This is a genomic window from Nocardia sienata NBRC 100364, from assembly GCF_001613205.1.
Lineage (GTDB): Bacteria > Actinomycetota > Actinomycetes > Mycobacteriales > Mycobacteriaceae > Nocardia > Nocardia sienata.
In genome coordinates, this window is record NZ_BDBX01000033.1 from 29100 (window position 1) to 48459 (window position 19360).

Sequence of the window (19360 nt, forward strand, 5' to 3'; positions counted from 1 at the left end):
CGGCCCACGTGACGGTGCAGGTCACGTGGGCCGCGTGCCGGAAGAACCAGTGGGAGCAGTACACCGGCGCCCGGGTCTCACCACCAGCCGGTGGCCGCCCCGATCTGCCGCTCCAGCTCGGGGGCCAGGGTCCGGGCATAACTCGCGCTGAGATGGTGCTCGTCGTGGTAGACCAGCACGTTCCCCTCGACCACCCGGCAGATCTCGGGGCCGCACACCGAATCGGTGAGATCCAGCAGCCGCATATTCGGGAACGCCGCGGCATGCACCAGTGCGGGGTTGACCGGCGCCAGCGCCGTCGTACGCTGCATACCGCACGTCGCGCTGTCACCACCGGCGGCCAAGCAGTCCACGGCGCTGTAGCGGACACCGGTCGGACTGCGCAGCCACGGGGTATCGCGGATGGCGAGTACGTTCAGGCCGCGTTCGGCCAGCGCCGCCCACACATCCAGGTACTCGGCCGGGACCACATCCCCGCCGCTGGGCCAGATGGGCGCGGTGGCGGTGGTGAACACCCAATCCGGCGGGTCGGACGCGAGCAGGTCGATCACCTGCCGGGACCAGTCGCGGCAATCGGAGATGTCCAGGCCGCGGTACTGGGCGTCGTCCCGGATGTTCAGTGAACATCCCATCTTCAGATAGACGACGACCTTGATGTCGTGTACCTGGGCCAACGCGTCCATGGCGGGCATCCAGTGCTCGGCATGGGAGTTACCCACCATGGCGATGGTGCGCGACCCGTTGGGGTCACCGTAGGTGCAGGTCACGACCTCTTTGTTGAACCAGTCGGAGATACAGCCGTCGCGGGTGGGGGCCGGTAGATCGTTGGATGCCTCCAAGATGGACGGACGCAGTTTGGCCACCGGGACCGCCGCCCCGGCGAAGAGCGCCTCCGCACCCGGGTACTCGTTCACCGGTAGCGCTTCCACTGGCTGGGAGGGGGTGCGGGCCATCACGACCTGCCATGAGATGCAGGAGCCGAGGACGAGCGCGCCCACCAGGCTCACCGCCACAGCCGGAACACGACGCTGCCAGACCGGGGCCACCGTGGTCCGCCCGGAACGCAACCGCAGCGGTTCCTCGACGAACTTGTTGGTCAGGACCGCCAGCACCAGTGATACCGCGAGGACCAGCAGTCCACCGCCGAGACCGGCATGGGGTTTCCCGGTCTGTACCAGGTAGTAGATGAGCAGCGGCCAGTGCCACAGGTACAGCGAATAGGCGATCGAACCCAGTTCGACCATCGGGCGCGAGGCGAGCAACCGCGAGACGACCGACCGCCAGCCGCTCTCGGTGCGGATTCCGGCGACGATCAGCGCCACCGCCGCGCCCACCGGGAACAGGGCCGCCGGTCCCGGGAACTGACGGGCGCCGTCGAAGAGCATCCCGCAGACGAGGACCGCCGTGAGTCCGGCGGCGGCGACGAGCGTCAGCGCGACGCGCGCGACCCGGCCCGCGGCGATCCGCGCCCAGGGCAGCACCGCGGCCAGGAATGCACCGGTCAGCAACTCCCAGGCGCGGGCGCCGCTGTCGTAATAGGTCCATTCCTGGGAGACGGTCATCCATACGGCGGCATAGACGAAGGAGCCGGTCCCCAGCACCAGCGCCAGCACCGCGATCGTCGGACGCAGCGCCGAGACCCGGCCCAGCCGCACGCACACCCAGCCGATGACCGCCAGCAGCACCGCGATGGCGAGATAGAACTGGCCCTGGACCGCCATCGACCACATGTGCTGCAGCGGGCTGACCGACGGGTCCGCGGCCAGATAGCTCTCGGAGGCCTGCGCCAGATACCAGTTCTGGTAGTAGAAGGCGGTGGCGATGGCCTGACCGGACATATTGCCCCAGGTCGAATACGGCCGGTACAGCACGGTGACGACCGCCACCACGGCCAGCACCACCATCAGGGCGGGTAACAGCCGGCGTGCGGTGCGCACCGCCGTCTGCCGCAGTCCCACCGCACCGGTCCGTTCCACCTGGCGCAGCAGCATGCCGGTATAGAAGAAGCCCGAGAGGACCAGGAAGATATCGACTCCGCCGGAGACCTTGCCGTACCACACGTGGAACGCCACGACCAGGGCGATCGCGATGCCGCGCAGGCCGTCCAGATCCAGCCGGTAATCGGCCGGGCGGGCCGCGGCCGCGGGAGGTGGCACGGAGGGGCCACCGGTGACGTCACTGTCCTTGATGCGCAACAACTGCTTTCTCCGACCTATCTCTTTCTCCGGCCGACCCGGGGCGAGTCGAGTAACAGCAGCGGAGTACGAGCCTCGGACATAGCAGAATCCCTATCACAATGTGTTGTCCACGGCGAAACGTCCCCGTACGGCGCGAGAACTTCGCCACTGCGGCGCGGTACGCCACAGCATCCGGGGAGTACCCAACCCGGAAGCCGATTTCCCCTGTCTTATCCAGGCCATACGAGTTGACAATCGACCCGCCCCTCACAACAGTGGAAGCCGCGCGTTCTCGTCGAACGCAGATCCACTCCCCAGCAGACATAGAGGAATTCATGAACGTACGCCAGCTCTATGTCAGCGCCGCCGCCGCGGGGCTGACTCTTCTGGCCGCTCCCGCCGCGAGCGCCGCCGGCCCGATCGGACTGCCCTCCCTGGCAGGCACCGGTTCCTCCGCGGCCGACGCCGTGCTGGGCGCGACCGGTTCGGCCCAGCTGACGCAGACCGGTTCGGCCGGCGGTGCCTTCAAGAACTGTGACGAAGCACGCGCCGCGGGCCGGGCGCCGATCTTCCGCGGTGAGCCCGGTTTCGCCCCCCACCTGGATCCGGACGGCGACGGGTTCGCTTGCCCCACCGTCTGATCCGCGGGTACTGCGCACGAACACCCGGTGACAGCGCTGCTGTCACCGGGTGTTCTGTATTCCGGGCCGATACCCGGATCAGCGCAGGATCTTGAACAGCAGCGCACCGGCCACCAATGCGCCGACACCGATCAGGGTGTATTTCACCTTCGGCTCGTTCACTTTCGCCAGCGCCAGCTGCTTGGTCCCCTCCGCGATCCGCTGCGGATCGGCCCGCACGGCGATCTCGTCGAGAGTGCTGGCCAACCGCTCCCGCGCGGCCTCGATCTCCTGCTCGATCCGCTCGGTATCCTTTGCCACCTTCACGCCTCCTGTAACTGGTCTGCCGCGCTCGTAGGCGGCCGATTTCCACCCCTGGGCCGCTGTCGTCCGCGGATCGGCCGGGGCCCGGGCTCGAGTGTATCCGCGCCTACCACACTCGCCGGTTGTTCATCCCCGCCCGCGATCCGCCCGGCGCCCGGTCTGTGGGCACGGCCGGGCGGCACATCGCCGGAGCGGCGGGACCCCCGGATCGCCGCGACGAGTACGCGGCCGGAACCCGGCGGGTCGATTACGGTAGCGAGGTGACCGACAACCAGCGACTCTCCCCCGGCGACCCGGCACCCGATTTCACCCTTCCCGACGCCGACGGCAACGAGGTATCGCTCGCCGACTACCGCGGCCGCAAGGTCGTGGTGTACTTCTATCCGGCCGCGAGCACCCCGGGCTGCACGAAGCAGGCCTGCGACTTCCGGGACAACCTCGCCGAACTGAACTCCGCCGGCCTCGAGGTGATCGGTATCTCCCCCGACAAACCGGCCAAGCTCGCCAAGTTCCGGGACGCCGAGAAGCTGAACTTTCCGCTGCTGTCCGACCCCGACCGCACGGTGCTCACCGAATGGGGCGCCTTCGGCGAGAAGACCATGTACGGCAAGAAGGTGACCGGCGTCATCCGCTCGACCTTCCTCGTCGACGCCGAGCAGAAAATCGAAGTGGCGCAGTACAACGTGCGCGCGACCGGACATGTCGCCAAACTCCGCCGCGATCTCTCGGTGTGATCCGCGACCACCCGGCCCGGGCCCGGGTGGTCATTCGTAGGAGGCGATCAGCCGCTCGTAGCCGTCGAGCAAGAGTCCCAGCCCGGTGTCGAAGAACAATGTCGCCCACTGCTGGTCGTCCTGTTCGAAGGCCTGGGCCCGCACGGCCGCGGTGAGAGCGGGGAACCGGCCGGGATCCAGCCGGTCGATGATCCCCCAATCGCCTTCGGCCCCCTCTTCTTCCGCCTTGATCTCCTCGGCCAGCCGGGCCCGGCCGATGATGTACAGCGACAGATTCATCACCAGCTGTAGTTTCAGCGCCTCGGGTATCCGGGTCCCGCCCAGCGCGGCCAGGCCCGTCTCCAGCCAGGCCATATTGTTGGGCCCCAGCGGCGGCGCGCTCATCCGCACGTGCAGCCAGGCGGTGTGCCGGCTGATCACCCGGTACTCCTCGCGCGCCCACAGCTCCAGCGCCTCGCGCCACGGGGTTCCCGGGGGAATCTCCGGCGGCCTGCCGAGCACCCGGTCCAATGCCACCTCGAGCAGTGTCGCCTTGCTGTCCACATAGCGGTACAGCGACATCGCGGTGAAGCCGAGCCGCTCGGCGACCTTGTTCATCGAAAGGGCTTCGAGCCCTTCTTCGTCGGCGAGTTCGATGGCGGTGTCGACGATCTGTTCCAGGCTCAGTCCACGCCGGGGCCCCCGCGTGCCGACCGGTGCCAGCCCCCACATCAGTTCGACGGCCTTGGACAGCGGCGGGCTGTCGGGGCCCGCGGCCCACGGACGGGTGTTCTTCTTACGTGATGCATCCGATTCCGGGTGCGGCCCGCCCTCGCCTGCGCCGGCTCTCGCCATCGACTTCCTTTCGCTGCGGTCCGCGGCAGCGGGCACCGTCACCCGCGCGCCGCCGCCGACCGGACCGGCCGGTGGCGTTGTGTTCGCGCACCTACTACATCACCCGGAGCACGCGTCTTGCGCTCCGCCCCGAACTGTGTACGCTTTAAACAGAATTTATAACATATACAGTTTAGCTGGCATACAGTTTTGGAATGGAGTTCACCATGATCGCCCCACCCGCCATCTCCCTCGCCGGCGTCACCAAAACCTTCGGCGACCATCACGTCCTCGCCGGGATCGACCTCGATATCGCCCCCGGATCGGTGTTCTCCCTGCTCGGCCCCAACGGTGCCGGGAAAACCACGATGGTCCGCATCCTCGCCACCCTGACCGCCCCGGATACCGGAACGATCCGCGTGGCCGGCCACGACGTGGTCCGCGAACCCGACCGCGTCCGCGCGGCCATCGGAGTCACCGGCCAGTACGCCGCGCTCGACAAAGTGCTCACCGGTGCCGAAAACCTGCACATGGTCGGGCAGCTACTGCATCTGGGCAGATCCGCCACCCGGCAGCGCACCGCCGAGCTGCTCGAGCGCTTCGACCTCACCGACGCCGCGAACCGTCCCGCCAACACCTATTCCGGCGGTATGGGCAGGCGCCTCGACCTGGCCATGAGCCTGATGGGGCACCCGGAGGTGGTCTTCCTGGACGAGCCCACCACCGGCCTCGACCCCCGCAGCCGCCGCGAGCTGTGGGCGGTGATCCGGGAGCTGGTCGATGACGGCGTCACCGTTTTCCTCACCACGCAGTACCTCGAAGAGGCCGACCGGCTCGCCGACCGGATCGCGGTCCTCCACGACGGCCGCATCGTCGCGGACGGCACCCCGGACGAACTCAAACGGCTCACCCCCGGCGGCCATATCCTTTTCCGTTTCGCCGATCTCACGGACCTGACGGCCGCCGCCCGGGCCATCGGCTACCCCGAAATCGACCCCGCCGAACTGACCCTGCAGATTCCCTCGGACGGCTCGGTCGCCCATCTCAAACACCTGCTCGACCGGTTCACCGAACTCGATCTCACCGTCGAAGAACTCGGTGTGCACACGCCCGACCTCGACGATGTGTTCTTCGCCCTCACCAGCCGGCCCACCGCACCGCTTCCGGCCGCCTCCTGACCTTCCCGTACCGCACAGAAAGCCGCACTCGTGACCACTCTCGCCCACTCCGTGCAGGACGCGGCCACCATGACCGCTCGCAATATGCGCCATACGCTGCGCAGCCCGGACTCGCTGATCAGCACACTCGCACTGCCGATCATGATCCTGCTGATGTTCGTCTACGTCTTCGGTGGCGCCATGAACGTCGGCAACAGCACCTTCGTCGACTACGTAGTCCCCGGAATCATCCTGCTCTGCGCCAGTTTCGGCGCTTCCACCACCGCGGTCGGTGTCTCGGTCGATATCACCGAGGGCATCGTGGACCGGTTCTCCACCATGGCGATCAGCCGGTCGGCGTTCCTCACCGGGCACATCACCGAAAGCCTGCTGCGCAATATGGCCGCCACCACGGTGGTCGTCGGCGTCGCACTCGCCATCGGTTTCCGGCCCACCACCGACCCACTGCGCTGGCTCGCCGCGGCCGGAATGCTCGCCCTGGTGGTGCTGGCACTGTCCTGGATGTCGGCCTGCTTCGGATTGATCGCCGGTAGCCCGGAGGCCGCCAACGGATTCACCATCTTCGCGATGTTCATTCCCTACATCAGCAGCGCGTTCGTGCCGCCGGAGACCATGCCGAGCTGGTTGCGCGGGTTCGCCGAGCACCAGCCTGTAACACCGGTCATCGAAACACTGCGCGGGCTCCTCGTCGGCACCCCCATCGGCAACAGCGCGGTACCGGCGCTCGTCTGGTGGGGCGCGATCGCGGCGGTGGCCTATCTCGCGGCCCTGGTCCTGTACCGCAGGCGCACCCGGAGCTGAGCCGATTCCCGCCGATCCGGGCGGCCGGAACACGTGTTGCGCCGCCCGGATCGGCAGAGTTGCGAGTGTGAGACATGACAGACTCACCGTCACAGTTCCATACTCCGCACCACGGCGTTCCCGCTACCGCTAGCCTGGGACAGGTGAACGTACGGACGGAGGCCAGGGCCAAACGGCGTCCGGACCCTGCGCTGGAGCTCCAGGACGACCCGCAAGAGCTTATGCCACGCCGGCGTCCGACCCAGGAACGCAGCAAGCGGAAATTCGACGCACTGCTCCAGGCATCACGCGAACTGCTGGTGGAAGTCGGTTTCGAATCGTTCACCTGCGAAGAAGTCGCGGCCCGAGCCGAAGTCCCCATCGGCACGCTCTATCAATTCTTCGCCAACAAATATGTGATCGTCTGCGAGCTGAACCGGCAGGATCTGGTGGCGGTATCGCAGGAGCTGGCCGATTTCCACGGCGAGATCCCGTCGCTGGACTGGCTGCGGCATATGAACCAGTTCGTCGACCATCTGGCCAACCTGTGGATGACCGACCCGTCCCGGCGCGAAGTGTGGCTGGCCATGCAGTCCACGCCCTCCACCCGGGCGACCGGCGCCATCCACGAGAAGGAATTCGCCGAGGTCGTCTCGCAGATGCTGCGCCCGCTCACCCCGCGCACGCCGCGGGCCCGGCGCACCATGATGGCCGAGGTGCTGGTGCATGTGGTCTATTCGATGATGAACTTCTCGGTGCAGGACGAGCAGAGCCACGCCGACGCCGTTGCCGAGCTCAAACGACTCATGGTCGCCTATCTCCTGGTCGCGGAGAAGGAATCCCGCACCGCCAGCCAGCGCTGAACCGCCGCGGCGACCGCTCCGCCCGAACACAGCGGCCGGCTCATTTCCCGTGGCAGAGCATGGCGCGGGCCTCATCGCGGTAGCGGCGGGAGAAACACTACGGGCGCCCGCGCTTTTCGCCGCCCAAGGGTGCCCTGGCCACTTCTTCGGCCAGGACACCGGACGGCACGAGGGGACCGACCCGACGGTTTCGGCGCTCGTGCTCGTCGAGTGACTTCCTGCGAGGTCAGGGCTCGAAGACGACTTCGGTGAGTCTTTCGCTGTCGGCCCACAGTCGCGCGCCCAGCCCGGTATCGTCCGCGCCTTTCGGAAGTTTCGCGAGTCCGGGGGTGCCGGAGGTCTGGTCGCGTCCGGCCGGACCGATGAACTCACCGCTGGTGACGTCGGGGCTGGTGGCGGCGTAGAGCGAGGGCCAGGCGGCGCCGGCGGCGGAGCCCATGAACAAGCGCGCTGCGAGCGGGGTCAACAGGCGCGTCAACGGGCCTGTGCCGTATCGCTGGAGGCCGGTCATCGCCGAACCGGGGTGGATGACCAAGGCCTCGACGGGAGTACCGGCGGTGCGACGGGCGAGTTCGAGGGTGTAGACGATGTTGGCGCGTTTGGACTTCGCGTACGCGGCCATGCCACGGTAGCTCTTCTCGCTCATCAGATCATCGATCTTGCCGATGGGCCAGCGCGCGGCGATCGCGCTGACGGTGACGACGCGAGCCGCGGGCGAGCGGCGTACGGCGGGCCAGACCTGGGCGTCGAAGGCGAAGTGGCCGAGGTGGTTGGTACCCACGGTCATCTCCAACCCATCGCGGGTGGTCCGGCGGGTGGGCAGGTTCATCACACCGGCGTTGTTGAACAGCAGATCGATGGTCTCGGTTTCGGCGATCCGCCGGGCCGCGCTGCGCACCGAGGCGAGTTCGGACAGATCCAGGACCAGGGTGTCCGTCTCGGCCTGCGGCGCCGCGGCGCGCACAGCGTCGACCGCCTCGTCGAGCACGGCCTGGTCGCGACCGGCGAGGATGACCCGCGCACCGTGGGCGGCCAGGACCCGGGCCGTCTCCAGGCCGATACCACCGCTACCACCGGTGATCAGGGCGGTGCGACCGGTCTGGTCGGGGATGTCGTCAGGTGTCCAATGCACCATGCAGATCCTGCCTCCATTATTGAATGAATGTTCATTAGCAGCTTGCGCCCTCCCGACCCCTTTGTCAAATGAACGTTCAATAACTACGGTGGCGGGTGTGCGCACCAGAAACCCCGAAGCGAAACGGCAGCTGCTGTTCGATGCCGCGCTGGCGGAGTTCGCCGAGTTCGGCCTGGCCGGGGCACGCATCGATCGGCTGGCCAGGCGCGCGGGAATCAGTCCGGGACTGGTGTATTCGTTCTACAAGGGCAAAGACGAACTGTTCGACGCCGTCTTCGACATGATCGTGGAGATGACGGTGGCGACCGTGCCCCTGGACGCGGATCGGCTGCCGGAGTACGCGGGGCAACTGTACGACGCCGGACTGGCCCATCCCGAGACGATGCGGTTCCTGATGTGGTACCACTTGCTGCGCGGCGAGTCCGCCCAGCGCGCGTCGGTCGCCGAGTCGATGCGCGCGAAGGTCGAGGCGATCGAACAGGCTCAGCAACGCGGGACAGTGACCACCGCGCAGCCTGCCGCGCACATCCTGGCCCTGGTGCTGACAATCGCGAACATGTGGACCCAACCCGCTGAAGACGTCGTGCGACTGGTACCCGAACCCCAACGCCGTAGCCTCGTCCTGGACGCGGTCAGCACCCTGATTTCACCCGCCGACGCCTGACACGACCGCGGGACCCCTCATACCGGATACCGGATCCGACGGATGTAATCCATCCGTCGACACAGCGAACGACCCGGAGCTGCGCGCTCCGGGTCGTTGCGTATCCGTATCAGTTCTCCGGTGACCGGCCCTCGATCAGGTCGGCCAGTTCGCCCGGGTCCTCCAGCACCACCATCGCGGCCGCCGTGTCACCGTCGTGGGTGAGCGACAGGTGCACCCGCACCCGCGGCAGGAATTCCGCGGCCAGGCCGTGCAGTTTGATGCTCGGCCGGCCCCAGGCGTCATTGACGACCTCTATCAACGGGTACGGGTTGTCCCCGATCTGCGGGCGGCGGGCGAAGCGCGACGATGCCCAGGCCTTGAGCACCGCCTCCTTCGCCGCCCACCGCGCCGCGTAACTACGGGCCGGATCGGTGGCCTTGCTCTGGCAGTAGCGCCGCTCACCGGCGGTGAAACTCTCCCTGAGCATGGTCGTTCCGGCACGGTCCAACTGTTCGGCGAACTCGGAGATGGTCACCAGGTCCAAGCCGATTCCGAGGATGGTCACAGTGGCGCAGCCTACGCAGTACCGGCGACGTCGGCACCGCCACCGACGAACCGCCCGGTCTCGCAACCGGCTCCGTCGACCTGGTAGACCCCGCCGGTACCGAGCCGGGCGTCCTCGGACAGCAGCACCTCGGCCTCGAGACCGCGGATCTTCGCCGCCGGGGTGCCGTCGCCGCCGAGGCGCCGATCGGCCGGACGCTCGTAGAGCGCCGCGCCACCGCACATCGCCTCGACGATCCGCTGCCGGCCCGCCAGCAGGCGTTCCTGCGCCCGCCGCTGGTACTCCGCTCGCCGGGCCGGTTCGATCGCCTGGACGAACGCCTCCGGATGGACGACCGCCAGCAGACCGGACACATGCCCAAAGCCGAGCGAGGTCACCAGACCCGCCTTGAGCGGGAACCGGTCACCGAAGCGCAGCGCCTCGCGCACCCAGACCAGATGCGGGTACTCCGCCATCTTGTCGTCGACGCAGTCCAGGCTCCGATTCGGCGGCACCACACCGTTTTCCAGCACCTGGCACAGGCCGATCAGCTGGAACGCGGCCGCGCCACCCTTGGCGTGCCCGGTGAGGCTCTTCTGCGAGACCACGAACAACGGCGCCCCGTCGGACCGGCCGATGGCCGCCGCCAGCCGCTCGTGCAGTTCGGACTCGTTCGGATCGTTGGCCGCGGTGGAGGTGTCGTGCTTGGACACCACCGCGATATCGTCCGGGCCCACACCGAGTTTGCGCAGTTCGGCGGCGAACCGGGATTCCCGGCCGCCCCGGCCCGCCCCGAGCGCGCCCAGGCCGGGCGCCGGGATCGAGGTGTGCACGCCGTCGGCGTAGGACTGGGCGTAGGCGACCACACCGAGGACCGGCAGGCCCATTTCCAGCGCCACGTCGCCGCGGGCCAGCAGCACGGTGCCACCACCCTGCGATTCCACGAACCCGCCGCGACGCCGGTCGTTGGCCCGGGAGAAGTAGCGGTCGCTGATGCCCTTGGCACTCATGGCCGCCGAATCCGCGGTGGCCGACATATCGCCGAAGCCGACGATGCCCTCGATACCCAGATCGTCGAAACCACCGGCCACGACCACCTCGGCCTTACCGAGCTTGATCTTGTCGACACCTTCCTCCACCGACACCGCGGCGGTGGCGCAGGCCGCGACCGGATGCACCATGGCGCCGTAGCTGCCGACGTAGGACTGCACGACATGCGCCAGCGCCACGTTGGGCAGCGCCTCCTGCAGGATGTCGTTGGGCCGGGGTTCGCCGAGCAGGTTGTCGACGTAGAGCGAACGCATCGACGACATACCGCCCATACCGGTGCCCTGGGTGTTGGCCACCAGGCTCGGGTGCACCCAGCTCATCAGCTCCGATGGGCTGAACCCGGAACCGACGAACGCGTCGACGGTGCAGGCGATATTCCACAGCGCCACCCGATCGATCGAGGACGCCATATCCGGGGAGATACCCCAGACGGTGGGATCCCAGCCGGTCGGGATCTGGCCGCCCACGGTCCGCGACAGGTTCGCCCGGCGGGGCACCCGGATCTCGGTGCCGGCCTTGCGGGTCACGGTCCAGTCGCCGGAATCGGCGACCGGGGTGATCACCGTGTGCTCGGGAGCGGCCGCGTAGAAGGCACGCGCCTCGGCTTCGCCGCCGACTGTGAACGACAGATCCTGGTCCAGGAATACCGAGGTCATCAGCGGACTGCTGTTGTCGACCATGGCACCGTCGTCGGCGTAGCGGCGGATACCGCACCGCTCGACGACCGCGTCGTGGTACCGCTCCGCCAGTTCGTGTTCCGGCACGTAGTCCCCGGATTCGGTGTCATACCAGCCCGGCTTCGGGTCGTTCTCCCAGGCCACCATGCCGGTGGTCCAGGCCAGCTCCAGCACACCGCCGGCCGACAGCTCGTCGGAGACCTCCATCTCGAACCGGGTCCGCGCCGAACCGTACGGGCCGAGCTCACCGGCACCGACGATGACGACCATATCGGTGAGATCGGCTGTCACCGTGCCCCATTCGGGGACGGGCAGCGCGGAGGTCAGCGCGGGCGGCGCGGGCAGCGCGGAGATCCGCGGCGCGTCCGAGGCCTGCACCTCGTCGGCCTCCTCGGCGTCCGCGGCTTCCTGCGCCTGCTTGGCCAGCGCCGCCAGGTCCAGATCGGCACCGGCCAGCCCGCCGGTCAGGTCGATCTGCTGCGGATCGGCCGCGGCGGCCGCACGGGCCTCCTCGGTCGCCCACTTCAGCAGTTCGTCGGCGATCTCGTCGGTCGACCAGGTCTGCACCCCGGCCTGTTCGACGGCGTCCACCATCGGATCGTTGTGGCCCATGAGCCCGGTGCCCCGGACCCAGCCGATCAGCGCGTGCACCAGGGTGACCCGGGCCGCCCACGTCTTCTCGGCCCGCCACCTGGCGACCACGGCGTCGAGCGCGGCCTTGGCCTCGCCGTAGGCGCCGTCACCACCGAAGAGGCCGCGGTTGGGCGAACCCGGCAGCACCACGTGCAGTTTCGCGTCGACATCGTGGTCGGCGCCCAGCGTGGACAGGCCACCGATGAGCCGCTCGACCGACCACAGCAGCACCCGCATCTCCATTTCGGCGCGGGCACCCGCGTCGGAGAGGTAGCCGGAGACCCGCGGCGCCGCGAACGGCAGCAGCAGGGTGGGGGTCAGCGCGTCCTTGGTCTTGATCTTGGCGCCACCGGCATTGTCGACCTGCTCGGTACCGACCCACTCGATGAGGGCGTCGATATCGGTGTAGGAGGCCATATTCGCCGGGACCACCCACAGCGCCGCACCGTGCCGGGCGTTGGCGCGGTAGAGGTCACGGTAGAAGCCGAGCCGCGTATCGTCCAGACGCGAGGTGGTGACCACCACGGTCGCCCCGCCACCGAGCAGCCGACCGGCGAGCGCGGCGGCGATGGAGCCCTTGCTCGCGCCTGTGACCACCGCGACCTCGTCGGACCACACCCCGATTTCGGTGGTGTTGCGCGCCGCCTCGGCGATCCGCTCGTAGTGACCGGCCAGCACCGAACGCGCCTCGCCCACGGCCCGCTGCCGCCACCAGTCGGCCTGCGCGGCCACCGCTTCGCCGGCACCGGTGAACCCGGCGACCGGCAGCTGCGCGGTCACGGAATCCTCGCCCAGCCACAGCCGGGCCAGATCCTCACGCGCGGTGGCCCACCGGTCGTCGATGAGTACCGCCTTGCGGGCGTCGAACGCCGGGGCGACCAGACGCGGCCAGTCCGAACCCAGTTCCGCCGACACCAGGTCGACGAGTCCGTCGTCGGTGGCCTCCGCCGCGGAGGTCTGCTCGGTGAGTCCGAGCTGCTCGAGCACCAGGCGGGCCGCCGAGGCCAGCACCCCGTCCTTACCGGTGATCTGCTCGGTGAACTCGCCGAGAGCCGCGGCGTCGACGGTACCGCCGCCGGAGCCGCCGGCCGCGGGCAGCGAGACCGCCACCCCGCGCCGTGCCGCCACCGCCTGGACGGCGGCATCGATCGCGGCGTCCACGGACGCGCCGTCGGACAGCGCCCCGGAGACCAGGCCGCCCAGATCGCCACCGCGCACGCTGGTGCCTTCGCGGGTGCCGAGGGAGACCTCGGCGGTGATGTGGCTGGCCCAGCCCTCACCGAGTTCCCAGACCTTCTTCACGCGTTCGGCAATCGCGGCCGGCCGCTTACCGGAGGGTCCGAACACCTTGCGCAGATGATCGTTGATCGCGTCGCTGAGCACCGAGCCGAACGGCTTGTAGGTCCGGGCGAGCCGCTCCACGGTCGCCGACAGCGCACCCATATCGGCGTCGGCCGCACCGTCGATCGCGCCGAGCGACAGTTCCGACCCGAGGTCGACCAGCAGCTGGTTACGGCGCGAGGACACCCCGTCGCAGAGGCCCTCGATGGTGTCGACCGGGCCGATCTGGTCGATCCGGAGCTTGGTCCACAGCGCGATCAGCACGCGGGTGGCGTCGGCGGCGGTGAAGGCGATGTCGTCGGGCCGCGGGCCACCGGTCGCGGCCGCGGGCGCGGCGGGCGCGGCAGCCGGAGCGGCCGCGGCGGCGGGCGCCTCGGCGACCTCCTCCACGGGCTCGTCCACCGGAGCGGGGTCGGTATCGGTGGAGTACACCACCGCCGCCTCGCGCTCGATGTTGAGTACCTCCACCGTGGTGGTGGCGAAATCGGGCAGCTTCAGGGTCTGGCTCGCCAGGTTCGCCACCGTCGGGGTGGCACCCAGACCGACCTCCACGAAACGCTCCACACCCAGCTCGCCGAACAGCAGGTCCTGGGTCTCGATCCAGCGCACCGGGCTGGCGAACTGCCAGGCCAGCAGTTCGATGAGCACTACGCGGCACAGTTCGCTGGGACGCTGCGACCAGGAATCGAAATCGGCGAGGACGGCGGCGAGCGGCTCCGAGGGCACCAGATCGGCGATCTCGGCGACGAACTCCCGCTCCAGCGAGAACGGCTTCGGCACCAGATTCGGGATATAGCGCCCGACCAGCACCTCCGGCTGCAGTTCCTCGGGCAGCAGCTGCTCGAGCTTGCCCCGGAACTCCGGCACACCCTTGCGCAGCACCGTGGAATGGAACGGCACATCGATACCGGGCACCAGGATGAAGGCGCGCTTACCGCCGAATTCCGCCCGGCGGCGCTCGATCTCGGCTTCCAGGGCGTCGAGACCGGCGACGGTACCCGCGATGGCGTACTGCGAACCGCGCAGGTTCAGGTTCACCACTTCGAGGAATTCCCCGACCTGCTCACCGACACCGGAGACGAAGCCGACGACCTCGTCGTCGGGCAGGCCGATCTGCGAGGGCCGGATGGCGGCCATCCGGTAGTCGCTGCGTCCCTGCGCATCCCGCGGCACCAACTCGTGCATGGCCGAACCACGCTGGAACACTACCTCGAGGACGGCCTCGAGCGGCAGCACACCGGCCACGGCGGCCAGGGCGTTGTACTCACCGACCGAATGCCCGGCCAGCAGCGCGCCCTCCACGAACGCACCGGCCTCGCGGAGTTCCGCGACCTGGGCGACACCGAGGGTCGCCATGGCGACCTGGGTGAACTGGGTCAGGTGCAGGACACCGTCCGGGTGCCGATGCTCGACCCCGCGCGCCTTCAGGTAGGTCGGGTTGTCCCGCACCACGGCCAGGATGGAGAAGCCCAGCGCCTCCCGCGTGTGCTTGTCGGCCCGGTCCCAGATGGCCTTGGCGGCCTTGGAGCGCGACCGCGCGTCCAGGCCCATCCCCTTGCGCTGGATGCCCTGGCCCGGGAACGCGTACACCGTCTTCGGCGCGGCGGTGCGACCGGTCGCGGTCATCACCAGATCGCCGGCGGCGCGGCAGGAGACCTCGAGGATCTCGTCGCCGCCGTCGACCGCGATCCGTTCCACCCGCACATCGATCTCGGCGCCCGGCCGGACCATGCCCAGGAACCGGGTGGTCCACGCGGTCAGGGTGCGCGCCGGCACCGAGGCCTGCGGGTCCACCGCCGACACCGCGTGCTGCGCGGCGGCCGACAGCCACATACCGTGCACGATCGGGCTGCCCAGGCCGGCGAGTTTCGCGGCGGCATCGCTGGTGTGGATGGGGTTGTGGTCACCGGAGACCGCGGCGAACGCGGCCATGCTCCGGGGCGCCACCATGGTGACGTCCCGGCGCCGGCGGCGCGGGGTCTCGGTGGCATCGGCGCTCACGGTGCCCGCGGCCCGCGGCGGATCGGTCAGTTCGCCCGCGCCGGTGCGGCCACGGATGGCGAAACGTTCGGTCAGGCGGGCCAGCGGCACCACGTCCAGGCCCTGGTCCCGCATCTCACCGACGGTGACATCCACCTCGACCACCCGGCCGAGGTCGGTGTCGACGACCGCACCGGATTCGGCCCGCACCACGAGAATGCTGGTCTCGCCGGGAAGCTCGCGCAGCAGCTCGATCCGGTGGTCCAGATGCACCAGATCCAGCATGCCTTCGATCACGCTGGTATCGGCCGAGGTCCGCGCCGCGCCCAGCACGCCGAACACCGCCGGCCAGCAGGCGCCCACCAGCACATCGGGCACCGTGCGGCCCAGCGTGCTCAGCTCCGCCGGCAGCCCGGCGCCGGTGACGCCGGCGTGATCAGCGACCAGATCCGGCGACCAGGCCAGATTCAGGTGCGCGACACTGCCCTTCACCTCCGGCAGTGCCTGGCCGGCGGCCACCCCCAGCAACGCGGACATGGCCGCGTCGGCATCGGCTTCGGTGACCACCGGCGCACCGCCGTTGTAGACCGTCACCGGCACCGTGATGCGGATACGCACCACATGTCCGGCGTACAGCGGGACGGTCAGCTCCACGTAATTGTGTTCGGGCTCAGGGCCCTCGGTCTCGACCAGAGTGGCTCCGGTCGGCGGGTGCACCGCGCCCTTCTCGTCCACGGTCCACTCGTGCAGGTCGCCGAGCCGGTGCACCGGGTTCACGGTCGCCCGGCCCGACCAGTGCACGTCCGGCGCGGCCAGCACCACATCGATGGGCCCGCTGGTCACCGCGGCGACCCGGCGGGCGTCCACTGCGATCGGCGCCAGACCATCACGGACCAGCTTGTAGGCGGTGTCCTGCTCGAACCGGTCCAGCAGTTCGCCCACGGGCTCGTCGACCCGGGTGATCCCGGCGACGGCGACAGTTCCCGGAATCACGCAGACTTGATCGGCGGAGTACCGCGGATCGTGGGCCTGCCACAGCGAATCCGAACGCCACCAGCGCCGCACATCCTGATCGACCACCGGGACGAAGTTGACCGGTTTACCCGGCGTCTTGCACAGGGTGATGAAGAACGGCACATCCGCCGGGTGCAGCAGGGTCTGCCCCGCCGCCGGGTAATGCTCCCGCAGGGCCGCGAGCGCGGCAGCGGGGTCTTCCAGATCCTCGTCGCGGAACAGCGAGTCGATCTCGCCGCGATCGGCCGGGGCGAGGCGGGCCTCGGCGCGGCGCAGCATCTCGGCGAACCGGTCGCGCCAGCTGATGTCCAGCCACACCGACCGGGTGGCCGCGGTGATCGCGTCACCGAGATCGGTGCCGCAGTCGAAGTCCTGGCGGCGCTCCTGACCGATCGCCAGATCCACGTAGCGCTCGAGCCAGGCGAGGTAGGTCATGGCCGCGATATCGCCGAAGTAGGGCTTGGCGGTCGCGTTCAGCGCCTCGATGATCTCGGCGCGGCGCTGCGCCACCGCCTCGGCGTCACCGGCGACCTCGTCGAGCAGGCGACCGGTGCGCGAGGCGGCATTGTCGATCTCGTGGATATCGGCGCCCAGCTGGCTGCGGCCCGAGGCCATGCCGCCGCTCGCGGTGCCCGCGCCCACCCAGTCCGGGGTGCCGGGGGTATCGACCAGCAGCTGTTTCACCTCGGGCGCGGTGGTGGCCTCCAGCGTGGCCATCGCCGCGGTACCCACCAGCACACCGTCCAGCGGCATGGCCGGGTAACCGTGCGGCGCCGACCAGGCGCCGGTCAGGTACTCGGTCGCCCGCTCCGGGGTCCCGATGCCACCGCCGACGCAGACCACGACGTTTCCGTGGGTACGCAGTTCGGCATAGGTTTCGAGGAGGAGATCGTCCAGGTCCTCCCAAGAGTGGTGCCCACCGGCCTTACCGCCCTCGATGTGCATGATCACCGGGTAGTCCGGCACGGCGTCGGCGATCCGCAGTACCGCGCGGATCTGCGCGACCGTGCCCGGTTTGAAGGCGACGTGGCTGATCCCGGCCTCGGTCAGTTCCTCGATCAGCGCGACGGCTTCCTCGAGCTCCGGGATACCGGCGGTCACGATCACACCGTCGAACGGAGCGCCCGCCGCGCGGGACCGCTGAACCAGTCGTTTACCGCCCAGCTGCAGCTTCCACAGGTACGGATCCAGGAACAGCGAGTTGAACTGCACCTGCCGTCCGGGGTGCAGCAATTCCTGCAGATCCGCCACTCGGTCGGCGAAGATCTGCTCGGTCACCTGGCCGCCACCGGCCAGTTCCGCCCAGTGCCCCGCGTTGGCCGCGGCCGCGACGATCTTCGCGTCCACCGTGGTCGGGGTCATACCCGCCAGCAGAATCGGCGAACGTCCGGTGAGCTTGGTGAACGCGGTCTCCACCACGATGCGCCCGTTCGGCAGCCGCACCGGGCGCGGCGCGAAGGCGGTCCACGGCTGCGCGACCTCCGGCGTGGCGCCCGGGGTCAGCAGACTGCGCTGACCGGCCCGGGTGGCCGCCGCGATCATGCCGACACCGGTGCCCTTGAGCGAACCACCGCTGACGCGGGAGAGCAGGTCGCCGGGGCCGAGGTCCAGGATCCATTCGGCGCCGGTGCCGACCACTTCGTCCACGGTCGCGACCCAGTCGACCGGCTCGACCAGGATGTCGCGGGCGAGCTGCCCGGCGAGTTCGGTATCGAGCCCGCACTGCCCGGCCCACCCGGCGACCAGTTCGACCGTGTCGGCGAGCGCCGGATGGTGGAACGCGACATCGACGTCGAGGTCCTCGAAGACCGGCGCGAACACCGCACCGCCGCGCTGCTTGGCCGACCGCTCACGGTCCTGTTCGGCATGCAGCTGCGCGCAACGCTGCTGCACCCGGCGCAGCTGATCGGGGGTACCTGACAGCACCACCCGGCGCCGCCCGTTACGGATCGACAGCACCGCGGCCGCCATCGGGTCCACACCCGCGCCGACCTCGGCGAGCACAGCCCGCAGTTCGTCCGGGTCGACGTTGGAGACCGCGACCATCGAAGACTGATCGCCCACCGGCATCAGGCCGCGCCGCCGCGCGACCAGTCCCGCCGCCGCGCCGACCAGCTGAGCGATGGCGAGGATCTCCGCGTCCCGCTCCCCGGCGGTCTGTACCGCAGCGGCCGCCAGCAGCCCCTGCGAATGGCCCACCACCGCGACCGGTACGGTCTCGGCCGGGTCCAGCCCCTGCAACCGCAGTGCCCGCAGCGCGGCGAGCTGGGTCAGCAGGACACCCGGCATCGATACGGCGGCCGAACGCAGCACCCGCTCCGGCGGCGCGTCCGAGGTGTCGGTGTCCTCGTCGGCGAGATCGTCCTCCAGCATCCAGGCGACGGGGTCGAATCCCACCGGGCGCACCACCAGCAGCTGGTCCGCGACGGGACCCAGCAGCGCGGCCGCCTCGTTGACCAATGCGGTGAGTTCGGGTTCCAGTGCGGCGTCGCGGCCGATCTCGGCCAGTTCGCCCAGCCAGCTGGCGCCCTGCCCACCGAAGGCGAGCGCGTAGGGGGTTCCTTCCCGCAACCGGTCCAGCAACGGCGTGCGATTCGTCTCGCTCACGGTCCTGCCTGCGGCGGCGTCCACCCGGTGTCCGGCCCCGGACGCAGTGCTCTCGTTGATCGTCAAGACGCTTCGACTTTCTCTCGTGGCGACATGTCTTCGGAGACTTCCCCGGCTCCCAGTCCGCGCGCGGGCAGTCCATGCCCGTCGGCCTGCTCTCAGCGAGAATGGCACAAAATCATGAGGGAACCCTCACGTTTGCCTGCCCGTGCGTCGCCTACCGATCGGTATTCATGCACCCCTG

12 protein-coding genes are annotated in these 19360 nt (G+C 69.2%); 6 read left to right on the forward strand and 6 right to left on the reverse strand.

All coding sequences use genetic code 11. The features are described from left to right. Positions 1-77 precede the first annotated feature (77 nt). On the reverse strand, positions 78-2198 hold the full coding sequence (locus tag NS4_RS18295) for an acyltransferase family protein (RefSeq protein WP_369690220.1): 2121 nt from the start codon (positions 2196-2198) through the stop codon (positions 78-80). A gap of 314 nt (positions 2199-2512) precedes the next feature. Between NS4_RS18295 and NS4_RS18300 the strand changes: the two genes are divergently transcribed. Further along, the gene (locus tag NS4_RS18300; protein ID WP_039823171.1) at positions 2513-2818 is read left to right on the forward strand and encodes an excalibur calcium-binding domain-containing protein; all 306 of its coding nucleotides are present in this window, start codon (positions 2513-2515) and stop codon (positions 2816-2818) included. Between the two features lie 78 nt (positions 2819-2896). Here NS4_RS18300 and NS4_RS18305 read toward each other — a convergent pair whose 3' ends face one another. Further along, positions 2897-3118 (reverse strand): DUF3618 domain-containing protein, encoded by a 222-nt coding sequence (locus tag NS4_RS18305; RefSeq protein WP_030525531.1) that lies wholly within the window; start codon positions 3116-3118, stop codon positions 2897-2899. A gap of 263 nt (positions 3119-3381) precedes the next feature. On the opposite strand from NS4_RS18305, the gene bcp reads away from it, so the two are divergent. After that, positions 3382-3855 carry a thioredoxin-dependent thiol peroxidase gene (gene bcp / locus NS4_RS18310; RefSeq protein ID WP_063060845.1) on the forward strand — a complete coding sequence of 158 codons (474 nt, stop codon included), beginning with the start codon at positions 3382-3384 and terminating at the stop codon, positions 3853-3855. A 30-nt stretch (positions 3856-3885) separates the two neighbouring features. On the opposite strand, the gene NS4_RS18315 is transcribed toward bcp, so the two are convergent. Then, on the reverse strand, positions 3886-4689 hold the full coding sequence (locus NS4_RS18315; RefSeq protein WP_245665513.1) for a TetR/AcrR family transcriptional regulator: 804 nt from the start codon (positions 4687-4689) through the stop codon (positions 3886-3888). 194 nt (positions 4690-4883) lie between these two features. On the opposite strand from NS4_RS18315, the gene NS4_RS18320 reads away from it, so the two are divergent. From NS4_RS18320 to NS4_RS18330, 3 genes are all read left to right on the forward strand, one after another. Next, positions 4884-5846: an ATP-binding cassette domain-containing protein gene (locus NS4_RS18320; RefSeq protein WP_063060743.1), complete on the forward strand. Its 963-nt coding sequence runs from the start codon at positions 4884-4886 to the stop codon at positions 5844-5846. 69 nt (positions 5847-5915) lie between these two features. After that, positions 5916-6647, forward strand: coding sequence for an ABC transporter permease (locus NS4_RS18325; protein WP_063060847.1), 732 nt, complete (start codon positions 5916-5918; stop codon positions 6645-6647). Positions 6648-6868: 221 nt separating this feature from the next. After that, positions 6869-7489, forward strand: coding sequence for a TetR/AcrR family transcriptional regulator (locus tag NS4_RS18330; protein ID WP_051715520.1), 621 nt, complete (start codon positions 6869-6871; stop codon positions 7487-7489). A 226-nt stretch (positions 7490-7715) separates the two neighbouring features. Here the strand turns inward: NS4_RS18330 and NS4_RS18335 are convergent, their stop codons facing one another. Further along, complete coding sequence (locus tag NS4_RS18335; RefSeq protein WP_063060744.1) at positions 7716-8624, reverse strand: oxidoreductase; 909 nt, start codon at positions 8622-8624, stop codon at positions 7716-7718. A 97-nt stretch (positions 8625-8721) separates the two neighbouring features. Between NS4_RS18335 and NS4_RS18340 the strand changes: the two genes are divergently transcribed. Next, positions 8722-9288, forward strand: a complete 567-nt coding sequence (locus NS4_RS18340) for a TetR/AcrR family transcriptional regulator (RefSeq protein WP_063060848.1) — start codon at positions 8722-8724, stop codon at positions 9286-9288. Between the two features lie 109 nt (positions 9289-9397). Here the strand turns inward: NS4_RS18340 and acpS are convergent, their stop codons facing one another. Beyond that, a complete protein-coding gene (gene acpS, locus NS4_RS18345) occupies positions 9398-9835 on the reverse strand; it encodes a holo-ACP synthase AcpS (protein WP_030525523.1) in 438 nt (145 codons plus the stop codon). Positions 9836-9846: 11 nt separating this feature from the next. After that, complete coding sequence (locus NS4_RS18350) at positions 9847-19182, reverse strand: type I polyketide synthase (RefSeq protein ID WP_063060745.1); 9336 nt, start codon at positions 19180-19182, stop codon at positions 9847-9849. Positions 19183-19360: the final 178 nt, after the last annotated feature.

What these genes read in the sequence shown, in the direction of transcription:
- NS4_RS18320 (WP_063060743.1), top strand. Translation starts at nt 4,884, where the DNA reads ATGGAGTTCACCATGATCGCCCCACCCGCCATCTCCCTCGCCGGCGTC.
- NS4_RS18325 (WP_063060847.1), top strand. Translation starts at nt 5,916, where the DNA reads ATGACCGCTCGCAATATGCGCCATACGCTGCGCAGCCCGGACTCGCTG.
- NS4_RS18315 (WP_245665513.1), bottom strand. Translation starts at nt 4,689, where the DNA reads ATGGCGAGAGCCGGCGCAGGCGAGGGCGGGCCGCACCCGGAATCGGAT.
- NS4_RS18300 (WP_039823171.1), top strand. Translation starts at nt 2,513, where the DNA reads ATGAACGTACGCCAGCTCTATGTCAGCGCCGCCGCCGCGGGGCTGACT.
- NS4_RS18330 (WP_051715520.1), top strand. Translation starts at nt 6,869, where the DNA reads ATGCCACGCCGGCGTCCGACCCAGGAACGCAGCAAGCGGAAATTCGAC.
- NS4_RS18335 (WP_063060744.1), bottom strand. Translation starts at nt 8,624, where the DNA reads ATGGTGCATTGGACACCTGACGACATCCCCGACCAGACCGGTCGCACC.